12 protein-coding genes, 3 tRNA genes and 1 pseudogene are annotated in these 17,185 nt (G+C 73.3%); 14 read left to right on the forward strand and 2 right to left on the reverse strand.

Annotated elements, in window-relative coordinates:
• The first annotated feature begins 6 nt into the window (after positions 1-6).
• The 11 genes from FHS13_RS14545 to FHS13_RS14595 all read left to right on the forward strand — a co-directional run bounded on the left by FHS13_RS14545 (position 7) and on the right by FHS13_RS14595 (position 13,057).
• The gene (locus FHS13_RS14545) at positions 7-1,173 is read left to right on the forward strand and encodes a DUF2397 family protein (protein WP_184292429.1); all 1,167 of its coding nucleotides are present in this window, start codon (positions 7-9) and stop codon (positions 1,171-1,173) included.
• A complete protein-coding gene (locus tag FHS13_RS14550) occupies positions 1,170-2,555 on the forward strand; it encodes a TIGR02678 family protein (RefSeq protein ID WP_343065035.1) in 1,386 nt (461 codons plus the stop codon). Before FHS13_RS14545 ends, FHS13_RS14550 begins: the two co-directional genes overlap by 4 nt.
• Positions 2,512-7,041 carry a TIGR02680 family protein gene (locus FHS13_RS14555; protein WP_184292430.1) on the forward strand — a complete coding sequence of 1,510 codons (4,530 nt, stop codon included), beginning with the start codon at positions 2,512-2,514 and terminating at the stop codon, positions 7,039-7,041. Before FHS13_RS14550 ends, FHS13_RS14555 begins: the two co-directional genes overlap by 44 nt.
• 92 nt (positions 7,042-7,133) lie before the next feature.
• Complete coding sequence (locus tag FHS13_RS14560) at positions 7,134-9,227, forward strand: AAA family ATPase (RefSeq protein WP_184292431.1); 2,094 nt, start codon at positions 7,134-7,136, stop codon at positions 9,225-9,227.
• 257 nt (positions 9,228-9,484) lie between these two features.
• A tRNA-Thr gene (locus FHS13_RS14565) sits at positions 9,485-9,560 on the forward strand.
• A gap of 100 nt (positions 9,561-9,660) precedes the next feature.
• Positions 9,661-9,736, forward strand: a tRNA-Met gene (locus FHS13_RS14570).
• A gap of 103 nt (positions 9,737-9,839) precedes the next feature.
• Positions 9,840-10,004, forward strand: a complete 165-nt coding sequence (gene rpmG / locus FHS13_RS21765; RefSeq protein ID WP_026125254.1) for a 50S ribosomal protein L33 — start codon at positions 9,840-9,842, stop codon at positions 10,002-10,004.
• Between the two features lie 117 nt (positions 10,005-10,121).
• Entirely contained in the window at positions 10,122-10,574 is a 453-nt protein-coding gene (locus FHS13_RS14580) for an FAS1-like dehydratase domain-containing protein (RefSeq protein ID WP_184292432.1), read from the forward strand.
• A gap of 20 nt (positions 10,575-10,594) precedes the next feature.
• On the forward strand, positions 10,595-11,017 hold the full coding sequence (locus FHS13_RS14585) for a MaoC/PaaZ C-terminal domain-containing protein (RefSeq protein WP_184292433.1): 423 nt from the start codon (positions 10,595-10,597) through the stop codon (positions 11,015-11,017).
• A gap of 38 nt (positions 11,018-11,055) precedes the next feature.
• On the forward strand, positions 11,056-12,141 hold the full coding sequence (locus tag FHS13_RS14590) for a UDP-N-acetylmuramate dehydrogenase (protein WP_184292434.1): 1,086 nt from the start codon (positions 11,056-11,058) through the stop codon (positions 12,139-12,141).
• Positions 12,142-12,463: 322 nt separating this feature from the next.
• Positions 12,464-13,057 (forward strand): TMEM165/GDT1 family protein, encoded by a 594-nt coding sequence (locus FHS13_RS14595; RefSeq protein WP_184292435.1) that lies wholly within the window; start codon positions 12,464-12,466, stop codon positions 13,055-13,057.
• A gap of 7 nt (positions 13,058-13,064) precedes the next feature.
• On the opposite strand, the gene FHS13_RS14600 is transcribed toward FHS13_RS14595, so the two are convergent.
• Entirely contained in the window at positions 13,065-14,117 is a 1,053-nt protein-coding gene (locus tag FHS13_RS14600) for an adenosine deaminase (RefSeq protein WP_184292436.1), read from the reverse strand.
• A 129-nt stretch (positions 14,118-14,246) separates the two neighbouring features.
• Positions 14,247-15,455: a pyridoxal phosphate-dependent aminotransferase gene (locus tag FHS13_RS14605; RefSeq protein ID WP_184292437.1), complete on the reverse strand. Its 1,209-nt coding sequence runs from the start codon at positions 15,453-15,455 to the stop codon at positions 14,247-14,249.
• Between the two features lie 225 nt (positions 15,456-15,680).
• On the opposite strand from FHS13_RS14605, the gene FHS13_RS14610 reads away from it, so the two are divergent.
• The 3 genes and pseudogenes from FHS13_RS14610 to nusG all read left to right on the forward strand — a co-directional run bounded on the left by FHS13_RS14610 (position 15,681) and on the right by nusG (position 17,114).
• Positions 15,681-15,753: transfer RNA gene (locus tag FHS13_RS14610), tRNA-Trp, on the forward strand.
• Positions 15,754-15,850: 97 nt separating this feature from the next.
• Positions 15,851-16,102 (forward strand): annotated as a pseudogene (secE, locus tag FHS13_RS14615) (preprotein translocase subunit SecE); the annotation flags it as partial.
• A gap of 256 nt (positions 16,103-16,358) precedes the next feature.
• The gene (gene nusG / locus FHS13_RS14620; protein ID WP_184292438.1) at positions 16,359-17,114 is read left to right on the forward strand and encodes a transcription termination/antitermination protein NusG; all 756 of its coding nucleotides are present in this window, start codon (positions 16,359-16,361) and stop codon (positions 17,112-17,114) included.
• The last annotated feature ends 71 nt before the right edge of the window (positions 17,115-17,185 follow it).

The following is a 17,185-nucleotide window of genomic DNA, read 5'->3' on the forward strand; positions in this document are numbered from 1 at the left end:
TGAGTTGTGGGACTCAACCAGCGTGCGGGCAATCCCGCCGACGACGGACGGAGCGGTGAGCGGTCGGCGCCTCGGCACGGCCGCGCGGCCCTGCTGCGCCTGGCCGCGTGGCTCGAGGAGGCCGGGCCCGAACGTGCGGATGCCCTGGCCGGGGCCGCCTATGCCCTGGGCCCTGCCCGCTTCCTGACCGGCCGGGCCGACGACGAGACCGCAGCCACCCGGAGTTGGTGGCAGGCCGAACCCGACCGCAGCATCGTGGCCGAGCCTCCGGGAACCCGGCCGCCCGAACCCGTCCGCGACCACCGCGCCCAGCAGGCGCGCCTGCGCGACGCCGCCGAGTCCTCCGCCCACTGGCGCCGGGCGGGCGCCGCGCAGATCCGCGAGCTCCTCTCCGAGCCCACCGGCCACCGGAGCCGCCTCGACCTGTCCGGTGCGGGGATGGAGGTCCTCATGGAGCTCCTCACCGCGGCTCTCGGCTCCGGCGACGCGAGCCGCCGCCCCGCCTCGGCCGGCGACCTGGAGTTCGCGCTGCGCCTGCACATCGTCTCCGCCCCGGGCGCGGAGGTCACCGTCCAGGGCGAGGGCGGGGAGCTGACCCTGGAAGGGCTGCGCCTGTACGTCACCCCCTACGAGCAGCACGTTCTCGAGGCCTCGGTCCTCGCCCCACCCGTCCCGGACCCGCCGGTTCCCGAGGTCTCCGCCGAGGAGGCCCCCGAGGACGCGCAGGGGCTCGGAGAGGTCCCCGCGACCCCCGCCGGGGGCGCTCCCGGGAGCGTTTCCGAGGGTGCCGCGGACGGTGGGACCCCCGAGGCGCCGGCCACCGGTCCCGCCGAGGAGGCCCCCGAGGCCCCGGAAGGCCGAGAGACCGACCCCGGGCCCGAGCCGGACCCGGAACCTTCGGCCGAGCCGGCCCCCGGACCTCCGACCGGGGAGGACACCGACGACACCGGCGGAGCGGACACCGAGCCCCCGCCCGACCCCGACACCGCCCCCACCCCCGCGAGCGGCTTCCCCTTTCTCGGCGGAACCGCCTCGTACCCGGGGGCGGGGAGGAGACGGGCGGACGAGGACCCGGGGACCGGGGGTAACCTCCGGTCACCGGACTCCGACGACCGGAACACCGGACCGCTCGACCTGGGGCCGCACCGGCCCTGGAACCTGCCACGGGGGTGAGGACCACGGACGTCTACAGCGAGGACGCCGCGCTCATCGGTGAGCGCCAGGCGGCGGCGCGCGCCCTCATGGCGCATCCGCTGCTGACCGAGCGCGCCCGACCCACCGAGTTCGCCCTCGTGCGCTCCCACGCCGAGTGGCTCGTCCAGCGCTTCCACCGGGTTCTCGGATACCGGCTCCTCGTCGCGGAGGACCACGCCCGCCTGGTCAAGCGCGGACCCGCCGCGGCGGCCGGCGCATCCTTCACCCGGGCCACCGGGGTGCGCTTCACCCCTCGCACCCACACCTACCTCGCCCTGGTCCTCGCGGTCCTGGTGGAGCGGACCGGTCCCACCACGGCCCGCGAACTCGCCGCCCTCGTGCGAGAGGCGGCCTACGACGCGGGAATCGACGCCGACCCCGCACGCGGACTCGGCGAGCGCCGCGCCTACTGCGCCGCCCTGAGCCACCTCGTCGGTCTCGGTGCGCTCACCGAGACCGGGGGCACGGTGGCCGACCACGCAGCCGACGCCGAAGCCGACCCGCAGCTGCTTCCCCACACCCAGGCCGTGCGCTCCGTCGCCGTCCACCTGCCGCGCGCCGCAGACGACCCCGACACCTTCCTGGCCTCCGCGTCCGACCCTGACCCCGACGGCGACCAGCAGGGCGAGACCGCCCTGCGCCGTCTCCTCGCCGAGCACGCCGTCGTCCTCCGGGAGGACCTCTCCGACCGCCAGCGCGAACGTCTGGCCGCCCATCAGTGGCGGGCCGCGGCGGCGCTCGGCAACCTGCTGGGATGCGACGCGGAGGTTCGTGCCGAGGGCGTCGCGCTGATCATGCCCGACGAGGCCGAGGTCCCCGGCGGCTTCCCCTCCGACGGCCCTGTCGGCCAGGTGGCCCTGGCCCTGGTCCGGCATCTCTCCGGCCGCCTGAACCCCGGTCGCCCCGCCACCTCCGTCCCGGTTCCCGACCGGGAACTGGACACCGCCCTGGAGGCACTCTGCGGAGCCGATGCCCCGGCGCGGGCGCGGTGGGCCCGCACCGCCGGAATCGAGATCCCCGACCCCGACCGCCTCGCGGGGCTGGCAGTGGAACTGCTGGCCGGCCTCGGGCTGCTGCGAGGCGGCCCCGGTCGGTGGCGGCTTTCCGCGGCCGCCGCCCGCTACGGAACCGGAGCGGACGACACCGCCCCCCGGATCCAGGACAATGACGAGGACAGCCGGACACACCTCGCCGGGACAAGCGGCGCGGGAAGTGCCGTCGAGGGCTCCCCCCATCCCCCTGTCGACCCCCGAGGCGACCTGAACCGGGTCGCGTCCGTGCTGCAAGCGGTGGCGAACGAGAAGGTGAGCGCGACCAGTGGAGACCCAGGAGACCATCGAGGCCCCGGCGACGACGGCTGAGCCCGCGGCCGTCCCCCGCTACCGCCTCGAACGGGCGGGCATCCGCAACGTCTGGCAGTACGACGACCACGTCCTCGACTTCGCCGAGGGCCGGCTCCTGCTGCGCGGACGCAACGGCGCGGGCAAGTCCAAGGCCCTGGAGATGCTGCTGCCGTTCCTGCTGGACGGTGACACCCGGCGCCTGGACACCACCGGTACCAACCGCACCAGCCTGCGCTGGCTCATGGCCGACTCCCCCCGCGCGGGCGGTCCCGAGAGCGCCGAGGACACCGGCCCCGACCTGCTCGGCGCCCCCGACGAGGCCGCGGAAGTCGACGGATCCGACAGCGGGGCCGACGAGGGCGGGCCCGCCGGCCGTCTCGGCTATCTCTGGGTCGAGTTCACCACCGACCGCGGCGACCGCGGCCTGGACGCCGCCGCGCGCCCCGCCCCGGGTGGCGCCGCCGCCCTTCCCGCCGCCGTCGAGGAGGGGGAGCGCCCCGCCGGCGCCCCGCCCCGCCATCTGACCCTGGGCGCCGCCGTCATGGCCGTCGGCGACTCCGACCCCCGCTGCGTGTTCTTCGTCACCGAGCGCAGGGTCGGCCACGACCTCGACCTCGTCGTCGACGGCCGCCCCAAGCCCGTCGACCGCCTCCGCTCCGAGATCGGTGCGGACAACTGCTACACCGGTGCGGTCCCCTACCGGGCCCGGGTCATGCGCGACCTGTTCGGCATCGACGACTCCGTCCGCTACCGCAACCTCATCCACCTGCTCTACAGGCTGCGCCGTCCCACCATCGGCGACCGCCTCGAGGCCGGGGAGCTCGTCGGCGTCCTCTCCGAGGCACTGCCGCCCATGGACGAGGCCGTCCTCGACGAGGTCGCCCGCAACATCACCGACCTCGAACAGGCCCGCGCCGACAAGGACGCCCTCACCGAGGCCGGTACCGGCGTCGCCGCGTTTCTCGACGACTACCGCGCCTACCTCGTCGGTGCCCTGCGCACCCGCACCGCCCGGGTCCGCGAGCAGCTCGACGCCTGCACCCGCCGCACCGAGGAGACCGAGCGCCTGCGCGCCGAGCTCGACCGGCTCATCACCGCCGAGAGCCAGATCTCCGAGGAGCGCGACCAGGTACGCCGGACCCGCGACACGGCCGAGGCCGACGACGGCACCCTCGCCTCCGTCCGCGGGGTCGCGCCGACCGGGGGCGAGCGCCGTGCCTACGACGCCGCCGTCGGTGCCTACATCCGGGCCGCCGAGGCCACCTGGGTCGCCGCCGAACACGCCGAACGCGTCGAGCGGCACGACGCCGAACGCCTCACCGAGGACACCGCGGCCATCACGCGCGCCCTCGACGCCCTGCGCCAGACCCACACCGACGCCTCCCGCGCCGCCGTCGCCGCCGGCATCGACCCCGAGACCCTGGACACGGTCCCCGAACCCGTTCCGGCCGTCCTCGCCCCGCGTGAGAGCACGACCCGCGTCGACCTCCAGGGACTGGAGCAGGCCGTCGAGCGCGAACCCGTCGACGGCATCGACCTGGACGACCTCCGCGACCGGCTCGGCCGCCTCCACGACCGCTTCACCGCGGTGTCCGAAGCCGCCGCCGCACGCTCCGAGAACGCCGCTCGCCTGACCGGTCTCACCACCGCCGAGGCCGCCGTCGACCGCCGCCTCGTCGCCCTGACCAGCGAGGCCGAGAGCGCTGACGCAGCCCTCGAACAGGCCCACACCCGGGAGCAGGACGCCGTCGCCGCGCTGCGCAGGGAGAGCAGTGCCTACGCCGACGGGGTCCGGGCCTGGACCGCGCGCCTGCGCGACTCCAGCCACGCGCACGCCCTCGGCGACGCCGTCCACGAGCTCGAGGGCAGCGTCGAACTGCCCATCACCGACTCCCTGCGCGTCCTGGACCCCGAGGTCCCCGCCACCGTCGCCCGCCTCGCGCACGCCGCCGTCGACCCCCTCCTGGAGGAACTGCGGGCCCGCCGCGACGTCGCCGTCGGGGAGGAGGGCCAGCTCTCCGACGAGCTCGCCGAACTCACCGACCGCCGCGCCCGCAGCGCCGAGCACGCCCCCGAGCGCCCCGCCTGGGCCACCGCCCCCCGACCCGGCGCCGAAGGGATCCCCTTCTACCTCGCCGTCGACTTCGCCGACGGCCTCACCACCCGCGAACAGGCAGGCCTGGAGGCCGCCCTGGAGGCCAGCGGGCTCCTCGCGGGATGGATCCGCGCCGACGGGGTCCTCTACGACCCCTCCACCCGCGACCTGATCCTCACCCCCGCCCGGACGGCCAAGGGGCGCACGCTCCTCGACGTCCTGGTCCCCGCGGCCGACGCCGGACACGGCGTCCCCCACGACAGCCTGCGCACCCTCCTCTCCTCCATCGCCCTGTCCTCCGACACCCCCGCGGGCGCCTCCGCGCCCCCGACCGCCCCCGACACCGAGGCCAAGCACCGCCGCGACAGCTCCGTCGCCACCGTCAGCTCCATGTCGCTGTCGGGCGGCTGGCGGCTCGGTGTCGCCTCCGGCGCCCACGACAAGAGCGAGCCCGAGTACATCGGCGAGGCCGCACGCAAGCGCGCCCGCGACCGCCAGTCCGCCAACACGGACCGGCGCATCGCCATCGCCGAGGCCCTCCTCGCCGAGGCCGCCGAGCGGCGCCTGGGCCTGGAGCACTCCTACTCCGAGCTCCTGAAGGTCGCCCGGGACCTCCCGGACCCCGCCCCCCTCGTCCGCGCCTGGGCCGCCCTCGACGTCGCCAGGTCCGACACCGCGGCGGCCCGCCGCTCCCACGACACGGCCCGGCGCGCCGCCGAGGCCGCCCGCGCGGAGCTGCTCGACATCCGCACCCGTCTCGGCGAGGCCGCCGCCGAGCACGGTCTGCCCACCGCCCGGGCGGACCTCGACAGCGCCCTGCGGGCCCTCGACCACCTGCGGGTCCTCCTCGTCTCCGCCCTGCGCGACCTCGAGGTCCTGGCCTGGGTCCTGGCCGACCACGAACGGCACATCGACGCCTGGCGCCGGTCCCGGGCCGACCGCGTCCTGGCCGAGGACGTCCGCGCCGCCGCCATCGACGACATGATCACCGTGCGTCGCCAGATCGAACTCGGGGACCGTGCCCGCGGCGCCTCCGACGAACAGCTCGAAGCCGCCCGCCGGCAGGTCCGGGAACGGGCCGACGACGCCGCCCGGCGCCTGCCCGAGCTGGAACGGGCCGCCCAGCGCGCCCGCGACGAGCGGGTCGGCGCCGAGGCCCGCCTGGCCGCCGCCACCGCGGAACGGGCCGAGCAGGTCCGCCGGACCCTGGCCGCGGGGGAGGACCTGGCCGCCGCCGTCTCCGTCCCCGGACAGGACGACGCGCCGGACACCCCCGACGCCGTCCTGCTCGGCGCCGCGGGCCTGGAGGCCTGCGCCGCACCCGGCTCCCCGGTGGCGGCCTACCTCGCCGCGCGCGGCGAGGGCGGCGGCGACCGCACGCTCGCCCTGCTCGAGTCCTGCGTGGCGCAGACGGAGGAGGCACTGGAGGCCCTGGGCGAGGTCCCCGAGGTCGACGACAGCGCCATCCTCGGCAGCCGGGAGGAGCTCCACCGCCTGCTCACCTCCGTCGGCTGGGCGCAGACGCGCACCGAGCTCACGGAGCCGCGCGGACTCAAGCGGCTCACGGTCCACGACGAGGACGGCACCTACGACGTCACCGCCTACGCCGAGCGGATCGCCGCCGCGGTCACCGGCGCGGAGGAGGCCGTCGCCCTCGCCGAGGAGGAGGCCTTCGAACGCCACCTGCTGGGCGAGCTCGCCGGGCACCTGGCCCGCCAGATCGACGAGGCCCGCGCCCTCATCGACACCATGAACGGCGTCCTCAAGGACGTCACCACCTCGGCCGGGCTCGGTGTCCGCCTCGACTGGAGGCTGGCCCCCGACGCCGGTGCCGACATCGAGGCCGTCGTCCCGCTCCTGGCCACGCCAGCCCAGGAGCGCACCCGGGTGCAGTCCACCCGCCTGCGCGACGCCCTGCGGCGCTGCATCGAGGCGATCCGCCGCCTGGACCCGACCGCCACCGGCGGCGCACAGCTGCGCTCGGCGCTCGACTACCGCTCCTGGTTCACCTTCACCGTCTACGTGACCGACGCCACCGGATCGGAGCGGAGGCTGGGGCACCGCACCGCCCTCAGCCAGGGCGAGCAGCGCGTCGTCGCCTATCTGGTCCTGTTCGCGGCCGCTGCCGCCCACTTCGACGCCCTGGCGTCCCGGACGCCGTGGGCGCCCCGGCTCATCCTCCTCGACGACGCCTTCGCCAAGGTCGACGAGCCCACCCACGGCCGCCTGCTGGGGCTTCTCGTCGAGCTGGACCTGGATTTCGTCCTCACCTCGGAGAGGGTGTGGGGCTGTTTCGCGAGTGTTCCGAGCCTCAACATCTACGAGTGCCTGCGCGACCCGAACGTGCCGGGCATCGCCACCCTGCACTTCACCTGGGACGGCAGCAGGCGGCGCCTCGTCGGGGTGTGAGGAGGCCCGGGCCCCGGTCCCCGGCCCGACGAGGGCGGGGGAACAGGGCCTAGTCTGCTTGTGCAGGAACGACGACAGAGCGGGGTGCGACGATGACCCGGGGACCCGAGGCGTTCGAGAGCGGACGGGAGGGCGGCCGAGCGGCGGCCTCCGCAGGTGACGACCCCACCGCCACCGCCCTCCTGGAGGCTCTGACGCGCTCAGGGCTGTCCCGGGAGGCCCGGGCCTGGGTCACCGCGGCGCTGTGGGGCGACGACGCGCTCACGGCCCTCCAGGAGGGCCGCCCGATGCCCGACATCGAACCCTCCGCGCCGCAACCCCCTCCGCCGTCCGCGGTCCCCCGGACCTACCTCGCCGGGATCCGGGTCCAGGGATTTCGCGGAATCGGCCGGCCCGCCGAGCTCACCTTCCCGCCCGGGCCCGGGCTCACCGTCATCGTCGGACGCAACGGCTCGGGCAAGTCCAGCTTCGCGGAGGCGGCCGAGGCCGCCATGACCGGCCGCAACCCGCGTTGGGACGCCATGCCCACCACCTGGCGCGACGGCTGGCGCAACCTCCACTACGACGAACGCACCGAGGCGACCGTCGACATCCTCGCCGCCGGGGACCGCGCCCCCACGCGGATCACCCGGCGCTGGACCGGGGAGAGCGTCCGCTCCGCGCGCGGTGAGGTCGTCCTCCCCAGCGGTGAGGCGGTGCCCCTGCGCACCCTCGACTGGGGCGAGGACCTGGTCCGCTACCGTCCCTTCCTGTCCTACGACGAGCTGGGACGCACGGTCACCGGCCGCTCCGCCGAGCTCTACGACACTCTCACCGCGCTCCTGGGCCTCACCGGGCTGGCCGAGGCCGAGCGCCGTCTGGCCAAGGCCTGCGACGGGCTCGCCCGGCGCCGGGACCGGCCCTCCCGCGAGCTGAGCTACCTCCTGGACGCCCTGCGCGCCTCCGACGACCCGCGCGCGGCCCAGGCGGTCGGGCTCCTCACCGCACCCCGCCTCGACATGGACGCCCTGCGCCGCATCGCCGCCGACGACGGGCCGAGCGATCCCGGGCTCCACGTCGTCCTGCGCAGGCTGCGGCGGCTGTCGGTGCCCGAGCGCGTGGTGATGGGCGACGTCGTCAACGAACTGCGCGGCGCCTCCATGGAACTGGCCATGGCCGCCGGCACCAAGGGCGACCACGCCCACGGTGTCGTCCGCCTCCTGGAGGAGGCCCTCGCCCACCACGAGCGCCACCCGGCGGAGACCACCTGCCCCACCTGCTCCACGCCGAACGCCCTGGGCCCCGACTGGGTGCGCCGCGCACAGGCCCAGCTGCGCGTCCTGCGCCCCCAGGCCGCCCCGGCCTCGTCCGCCTACGAGCGCGCTCGCGAGGCCCGTGACCAGGCCAGGTTCCTGATGTCGCCCCCGCCGGCCTGGCTGCCGCCGGAGAGCGAGCTGGGCCAGGTGTGGGCCCTGTGGGAGTCGGGTGCCGGTCTCACCGACCTCGGCGAGCTGGCCGAGCACATCGAGGTGGTCGGCCGCAAGCTCCGCGCCGCCGCGGTCAGCGCGCGACGCGATGCCGCCGAGCGCCTGGAGGACCCGACCGGCGGGTGGTCCGAGCTGGCCGGGCAGCTCTCGGGCTGGCTCGACGACGCCGACGACGCCCTCGCGGCCAGGAGCGGCCTCGACACCGCCGAGGCGGCCCTGAACTGGCTGTCCGAGCAGGCCCGGGCCCTGCGGGCCCAGCGCCTGGGGCCCGTCGCCGCACAGGCCGAGCAGGTGTGGTTCCAGCTGCGCCAGGAGCGTCACATCGACCTCCAGGGCATGCGCCTCATCGGCCGCGGGGCCCGCCGCCGCGTCGAGGTCGACGTGGCGGTGGACGGGGTGGCCGACCAGACGAGCGCGCCCGGCCTGCTCAGCCAGGGCGAGTTCCAGGCCCTGGCGCTGTCCATCTGCCTGCCGCGCGCCCTGCTCGAGGACAACCCCTTCGGGTTCCTGGTGCTCGACGACCCCGTACAGGCCATGGACACCGAGACGGTCGAGGGGCTGGCCGCGGTGCTGGCCGAGGTGGGCCGGCTGCGACAGGTGGTGGTGTTCACCCACGACACCCGGCTCTCCGACGCCCTGCGCCGGCTCGGCCTGCCCGCCTCCATCCGCACGATCAACCGGGACGCCATGTCCAACGTGTGGGTCTCCGACGGTTCCTGAGAGGCCCCGCGAGAGCGGTCCAGGTCACATTCCCGCGCCTTCCAGGCCGGTTTCTGCGTCTCCGAGGGCTCCGGAAACCCTTGTCTGCCTGGGATTTCGGAGCCCTTCCCCGCGTGGGGGCGGCGGAGCGGGGAGCGCCCCCGCCCTTCGATTTGGCACACCACCCCCCGAGCCCTGTATAGTCATGAGCGTCGCAAGGGGGAACGCCCCGAAGGGCAGGAGCAGGACGGCCCGGAGGAGCGGAACCCACGAAGCGCGCCCCTTTAGCTCAGTCGGCAGAGCGTCTCCATGGTAAGGAGAAGGTCTACGGTTCGATTCCGTAAAGGGGCTCCACCACTTGACGAGGTCCGGTCCACTCAGGTGGGTGGTCGGTGGATCATCCGCCGGCCTGTCCGGGGCCGGTCTGGGTTCAGGCCGGTTTCCCAGAGATCGGGGCGGAGTAGCTCAGTCGGTAGAGCAAGCGGCTCATAATCGCTGTGTCGTCGGTTCAAGTCCGGCCTCCGCTACCACCCCGCAGGCCCCTGACCACGAGCTGATCAGGGGTCGAAGCGGGGGCTTTGCAGTGTTCAGCTGTACAACCCGTACCGTCTCCAGCGAGAAAGGCACTCCGACGTGGCTGCCACCGACGTGAGGCCGAAGATCACCCTGGCCTGCCAGGAGTGCAATCACCGTAACTACATCACGCGCAAGAACCGTCGGAACACCCCCGACCGGCTGACGATCAAGAAGTTCTGCCCGAACTGCCGCAAGCACAACGAGCACCGCGAGACCCGCTAGGCGCGAGCCGGCGTGGACGCGAGGCGTCGCGCGTGAGAGGTACGGCTTCTCATAGACTTCGAGCCCGGTGAGCACCCGCTCACCGGGCCGCTTGCTTTCACGCACGAGAGGGAGAGCGTGGCGATCAACCCCGACTACGTGGGGCGGGAGTATCCCGCTTCCGAGCCCTACCAGGTGACCCGCGTCAAGATCCGCGAGTTCGCCGAGGCGATCAACGATCCGAACCCCGTCTACACCGACCCGTCCGCGGCCGAGGCCGCCGGGTACGCGGACGTGGTCGCGCCCCCGACCTTCCCCGTGATCCTCGGTATGGCGGGGTCGGCCCGCGCCGTCGCGGACCCGGAGCTCGGCGTGGACTTCTCCCGCGTGGTCCACGGTGACCAGAGCTTCCGCTACAGCCGGCCGCTGGTCGCCGGGGACGTACTCGACGCCGTCACCCGCATCACCGACGTCAAGGTGCTCGCGGGCAACGAGATGCTCACCCTGGAGACGGTCGTGACCGGAGCCGACGGCGAGCACGTCGTCACGGCGGGCATGATGCTCGTCGTACGCCCCGAGCAGTCCCGCTGAACGTGAGGAACAACGCGACCGTGAGCCCGCGCCACGCCGACGTCGAGGTCGGCACCGAGATCCCCGAGCGGACCTTCCCCGTCCGCCGCCTGGACCTGATCCGCTACGCCGGCGCCTCCGGCGACTTCAACCCCATCCACTGGAACGAGCGCTTCGCCAGGTCCGTCGGCCTGCCCGACGTGATCGCGCACGGCATGTTCACCATGGCCGAGGCGGCGAGGCTGCTGACCGACTGGACCGGGGACCCCGGCTGCGTCGTCGACTACGCGGTGCGCTTCTCCGCGCCCGTGGTGGTCCCCGACGACGACGAGGGAGCCGAGATCACCGTCGGCGGGACCGTGAAGAAGAAGCACGACGACGGAACCGTCACCGTGGCCCTGACCGCCCGATCGGGCGGCGCCAAGGTCCTGGCCCGGTCCACCGCGGTCGTCCGCCTGGCCTGATCCCCGGCGGGACTCCCGAGAGCAGCAGTGAGGAAAGCGTGACCGACACCCGAGACAGCGTCCTGCTCAGCGACCACACCACGCTGGGCCTGGGCGGCCCGGCCAGGACCTTCGTCAGCGCCGACAGCACCGACGGGCTGATCGGCGCCGTCGCCGGCGCCGACGCCGCGGGGGAGCCCGTCCTGGTCCTGGGCGGCGGCAGCAACCTCGTGGTGTCCGACGCCGGTTTCCCCGGCACCGTGGTCCGCGTCGCCTCCCAGGGCGTCTCCTTCGAGGAGACCGGGGAGCTCGGAGCCGACGGGGAGGAGGTCGTCGTGCTGCGCGCGGAGGCGGGTGCGGAGTGGGACCCCCTCGTCCGCCGCACCGTCGAGGAGGGCCTCAACGGGCTGGAGTTCCTCTCGGGGATCCCCGGCCTGGTCGGTTCCACGCCCATCCAGAACGTGGGCGCCTACGGCCAGGACGTCAGCCAGACGATCCGCGAGGTCCTGGTGTACGACCGCCGCACCGGGCGGCGGCGGACCCTGACCGGGGCGGAGTGCGGTTTCACCTACCGCGACAGCGTCTTCAAGGGCGACGACCGCTACGTGGTGTGCGAGGTGGCCTTCGCGCTGCACCGCGGCAAGCTCAGCCGCCCCGTCGCCTATGCCGAGGTCGCCCGGGCCCTCGGGGTGGAGGCGGGCACCCGGGTACCGCTGGACCAGGCGCGGGAGACCGTACTGTCCCTGCGCCGGCGCAAGGGCATGGTCCTGGACCCCCAGGACCCCGACACCCGCAGCGCCGGATCCTTCTTCACCAACCCGGTGGTCACCGCCGAGGAGTACGAGGCGGTGCGCGCACGGGCGGAGGAGCTCCTGGGCGCGGACACGGCGATGCCCGCCCACCCCGACGGCGGCGGCGGGGTCAAGCTGTCCGCGGCCTGGCTGATCGACAAGGCCGGGTTCAAGGGACACGCGCACGGCACGGCCCGGATCTCCTCCAAGCACGTCCTCGCCCTGACCACCGTGCCCGGCGCGCCCTCCGCGGAGGACCTCCTGGAGCTGGCCCGCCGGATCCGCGACGGTGTGGAGGAGCGGTTCGGTGTACGCCTGGTCAACGAGCCCGTGATGGTCGGTATCTCCCTCTGAAAAGAGAAGATGCGCTTGATTTCCTTGTTCGGTTCGCCGAACAAAGAAATCAGGCGCATCTTCGTGCGCTATTCGCCGGGCCCATGAATTGCATTTCCTCGTCGGCCTGGCCTAGGGTCGGACAGGTCGAGGGGGAGTAGTCCCCGATCGTGCGATCGACACACCGGTCCGCGGGCCCGGTCGTACGAGCCCGAGCCCGGCGCACGGTACACGGCACCAGGGGCGAAGGGCGGACGAGACCTTTGACCCGGAGGTGGAGCGGCCGGGTCCGAAAGGTGTTTTCCGATTCCTTTCTTCCTGCCGCCTCGAAAGAGGGGAAAAGGTGTCTGTGTTTCTCGCAGGTCTGGGATTCAGTGCGCTCGCCGTTTTCGTCGCGGAAATGGGGGACAAGACACAACTGGTCGCGATGTCGCTGGCCACCCGGTACCGCGCGTCGACCGTTCTTGTCGGCATCACCGCCGCCACCGCGCTCGTCCACGTCGTGAGCGTGTTCGCGGCAGAGGTCCTGGGCTCGGCGATCCCCACCGACTGGGTCACCCTGGTGGCCGGACTGGCCTTCCTGGTGTTCGGCGCCTGGACCCTGCGCGGCGACGAGATGACCGACAAGGACGAGGAGAGGGCGGCCTCCCGCCGGATCCGCTCCGCTTTCCTGACGGTGTTCACGGTGTTCCTCGTCGCCGAGCTCGGCGACAAGACCATGCTCACCACCGTCGCGGTCGGCACCCGGTACGACTGGCTGCCGGTGTGGATCGGCTCCACCGCCGGCATGGTCGCCGCCGACGCCCTCGCCATCGCGCTCGGCGTGCTCCTGGGCAAGAAGCTTCCCGAGCGGGCGATCCGGATCGGTGCCGCGGTGCTGTTCTTCGCCGCGGGCACGGCCATGGCCGCGCAGGGTGTGTGGATGCTCCTCTCCTGACAGGAGCTCACCCGGCCGGAGCCGCCCCCGGCTCCTCCGCCAGCCAGGAGTCCACCCCCGCCAGCATCTCCTTCTTCAGCGATTCGGGCGCCCCCGAGGCCCGGATCGACATCCGGGCCAGCTCCGCCAGTTCCGGGTCGGAGAACCCGAACACCTCCCGGGCGATCCGGTACTGCTCCACCAGGCGGGGCCCGAACAGCAGCGGGTCGTCCGTGCCCAGGGCGATCGGCACCCCCGAGTCGAACAGCCGGCGCAGCGGCACGTGCTCCATCTGCTCGAACACCCCGAGCGCCACGTTCGAGGTCGGGCAGATCTCCAGCGTCACCCCCTGCGTGGCGACCCGCTCGACCAGGTGGGGGTCCTCCACGACCCGAACCCCGTGCCCCACGCGGTCGGCCTCCAGCTCGTCCAGGCACTCGCGGATGCTGCGCGGCCCCTGGAGCTCGCCCCCGTGCGGCGCCGAGATCAGGCCCGCCCGGCGGGCGATGCGGAACGCGGCCTCGAACTCGCGGGCGCGCCCCCTCCGCTCGTCGTTGTTGAGGCCGAACGACACCACGCCTCTGCCCGCGTACTGCCGGGCCAGCCGGGCCAGGGCTCTGGCGTCCAGCGGATGCCGGGTGCGGTTGGCCGCCACCATGACACCGATACCCACGCCGGTGTCGCGCTCGGCGGCGCGGGCGGCGTCCAGGATCAGCTCCAGGGTGGCGGTGAGGCCGTCGAACAGCGCCGCGTAGCCGCTCGGGTCCACCTGGATCTCCAGCCAGCCGGTCCCGGCCTCGCGCTCGTCCTCAGCGGCCTCGCGCAGCAGGCGGCGGATGTCCTCCGGCCGGCGCAGCACGGAGCGGGCGATGTCGTACAGGCGCTGGAACCTGAACCAGCCGCGCTCGTCGGTGGCGCGCAGCTTGGGCGGCCAGTCCGTGGCCAGGGCCTGGGGGAGGTGGATCCCGTGCTCCCCGGCGAGCTCCACCAGGGTGGGGTGGCGCATCGAGCCGGTGAAGTGCAGATGAAGGTGTGCCTTGGGCAGCCGGTCCAGGCTGCGGGCGGCGATCGGTGTCTCCATGACGCAAGCCTGCCCCATACAGGCCCCTTCCGACACCGGGAACGGACCGATCCGCGGGAAGGAGCCCCCGGGGACGCACGGGGGGCGCGCCCCGACGGGACGCGCCCCCGCGCGAGGATTGCGGGAGGCCTACACCGCCTCGGCCAGCAGCTTCTGGATGCGGCTGACCCCCTCGGCGAGGTCCTCGTCGCCCAGGGCGTAGGACAGGCGCAGGTAGCCGGGGGTGCCGAAGGCCTCACCCGGGACCACGGCGACCTCGGCCTCCTCCAGGATGAGCTCGGCCAGCTCGGCGGAGGTCTGCGGGCGGCGGCCGCGGATCTGCTTGCCCAGCACGCCCTTGACCGACGGGTAGGCGTAGAAGGCGCCCTCCGGCTCGGGGCAGAGCACCCCGTCGATCTCGTTGAGCATGCGCACGATGGTCCTGCGGCGGCGGTCGAAGGCCTTCTTCATCTCCTCGACGGCGGCCAGGTCGCCGGAGACAGCGGCGAGCGCGGCGGCCTGGGAGACGTTGGCGACGTTGGAGGTGGCGTGCGACTGCAGGTTGCCCGCGGCCTTGACGACGTCCTTCGGGCCGATGATCCATCCCACGCGCCAGCCGGTCATCGCGTAGGTCTTGGCCACGCCGTTGACGACGACCGTGCGGTCGGCGATCTCGGGGACCTCGACGGGAAGCGAGGAGAACTCGGCGTCGCCGTAGACGAGGTGCTCGTAGATCTCGTCGGTGAGGACCCACAGGCCGTGCTCGTTCGCCCACTGCCCGATCGCGCGGACCTGCTCGCGCGGGTAGACGGCGCCGGTCGGGTTGGACGGGGAGACGAACACCAGGACCTTGGTGCGCTCGGTGCGCGCCTGCTCCAGCTGCTCGACACCGGCCATGTAACCGGTGCTCTCGTCGGTGACGACGAAGACGGGGACACCGCCCGCGAGCTTGATCGACTCGGGGTAGGTGGTCCAGTACGGGGCGATGACGATGACCTCGTCGCCCGGGTCCAGCATGGCGGCGAAGGCCTCGTAGATGGCCTGCTTGCCGCCGTTGGTCACCAGGATCTGCGACGGGTCCACCCGGTAGCCGGAGTCGCGCGCGGTCTTCTCCGCGATCGCCTTCTTCAGCTCGGGCAGGCCGGTGGCCGGGGTGTAGCGGTGGAACCGGGGCTCGCGGACCGCCTCCGCGGCGGCCTCGACGATGTAGTCGGGCGTCGGGAAGTCCGGTTCTCCCGCGCCGAAGCCGATGACGGGACGGCCCTCCGCCTTCATGGCCTTGGCCTTGGCGTCCACGGCGAGGGTTGCGGACTCGGAGATGGCGCTGATGCGTGCAGAGACACGGGGTCGGTCAGTCATGTCCCCATGGTGTCATGTGCGGTCCCGTCGGGGACGGGCGGGAAGGAGCGGTGCCCGGGGACGAAATACCCCTCGCGCCACGTCGGGGCGCATACCGGTTTGGCCGAGAGGCCGGCCGGAGGATACACTTCGAGACGTCGGCCGGTCGTGTCCCAGGTGTTACCGACAACACGGTGTGCACGCGTGACACGGACCGGCTATGGTGGGGAACTGAAGATTCCGCATAGGGCAGTGGCTCAATTGGCAGAGCACCGGTCTCCAAAACCGGCGGTTGGGGGTTCGAGTCCCTCCTGCCCTGCACGAATCGCTCGTGCGGCGCGGCGACTCAGAGGTCGGCGCGCCGCACGATCGGCATCCGGATACTCGGGGACAGCCCGCGACCCTAAGGACCCCAGGTGACTCAGACTGACGCCGACGCCAAGCCCGACAAGGGGCCGAAGCGCCGTACCGGTCCCGTGACGTTCACCAAGCAGGTCGTGGGTGAGCTCCGCAAGGTTCGCTGGCCCACGCGCCGGGAACTGGTCACCTACACCATCGTCGTCATGGTGTTCGTGCTCGCTGTGGTGGCCTACGTCTCCCTTCTCGACTTCGCCTTCGCCGAGGCCGTCACCTGGCTGTACGGCGCCTTCGCGTCCCCCGAGGGCGTGGAGTTCCCGAGCATGTCGCCCTGGGCGATCGGCGCCCTCGCCGTCATCGTCGTCGGCGGCGGCCTCGCGGCCCTGTTCCGCAGCAAGGAATGAGCCGCGCGGGGCCGCGCCCGCGGCCCCGACGGGTTCCGTGCCCGCAGGGCCGCGCCTGGTCCCGTGCCGGCCGGGAAGACCGTAAGCTGGCAGGACCGGGCCCGACGCCGGGCTCTGCCGTGCGTCGCCCCGCAGAGCGAATCCGACGAGAGAAAGAGCAGCCGTGTCCGAGTCCCCACTGACCCCTGACGACTTCCCCGAAGAGGTGCCGGGGCAGCTGTCGGCGGAAGAGGCCGGTCCGGCGGGGGAGCTGCCGGAGGAGGCCGCCACCGACAGCCCCGAGGCGACCGACGAGGCCGAGGAGGCCCCGCGCCCGGACCCCGTCGAGGAGTTCAAGAACGAGCTGCTGCTGCTCCCCGGTGAGTGGTACGTCGTGCACACCTACGCCGGGTACGAGAAGCGGGTCAAGGCCAACGTCGAGAGCCGTACCCAGTCGCTCAACATGGAGGAGTACATCTTCCAGGTCGAGGTGCCCGAGCACGAGGTCACCGAGGTCAAGAGCGGCAAGCGCCAGCAGGTGACCGAGAAGGTCCTGCCCGGCTACGTGCTCGTGCGCATGGACCTGACCGACGAGTCGTGGTCGGCCATCCGCAACACCCCCGGCGTCACCGGCTTCGTGGGCCTGTCCAACAAGCCCGCCCCGCTCAGTCTCACCGAGGTGGCCAAGCTCCTGGCCCCTGAGCCGGAGGAGGAGCCGGAGAAGGCGCAGCAGGCCAGGTCCGGCGGCGGTGCCGAGGTCCGCTCCGACGTCGCCTACGAGATCGGCGAGTCCGTCACGGTGATGGAGGGCCCGTTCGCGACGCTGCCCGCCACCGTGAGCGAGATCAACCCCGACACCCAGAAGCTCAAGGTGTTGGTGTCGATCTTCGGACGCGAGACCCCGGTGGAGCTGTCCTTCAACCAGGTCGCCAAGATCTGACCGTTTCCCGAGGCAGTCCGGGCACCTGCCCGGGCGGCGTAGACTTGGTGGGTCCGCCTGTGCGCGGACCC

The sequence above is a fragment of the Nocardiopsis algeriensis genome (genome assembly GCF_014203695.1).
GTDB lineage: Bacteria > Actinomycetota > Actinomycetes > Streptosporangiales > Streptosporangiaceae > Nocardiopsis > Nocardiopsis algeriensis.

Coding starts and splice junctions, on each gene's coding strand:
- FHS13_RS14560 (WP_184292431.1), top strand. CDS start 7,134: ATGACCCGGGGACCCGAGGCGTTCGAGAGCGGACGGGAGGGCGGCCGA.
- FHS13_RS14600 (WP_184292436.1), bottom strand. CDS start 14,117: ATGGAGACACCGATCGCCGCCCGCAGCCTGGACCGGCTGCCCAAGGCA.
- FHS13_RS14605 (WP_184292437.1), bottom strand. CDS start 15,455: ATGACTGACCGACCCCGTGTCTCTGCACGCATCAGCGCCATCTCCGAG.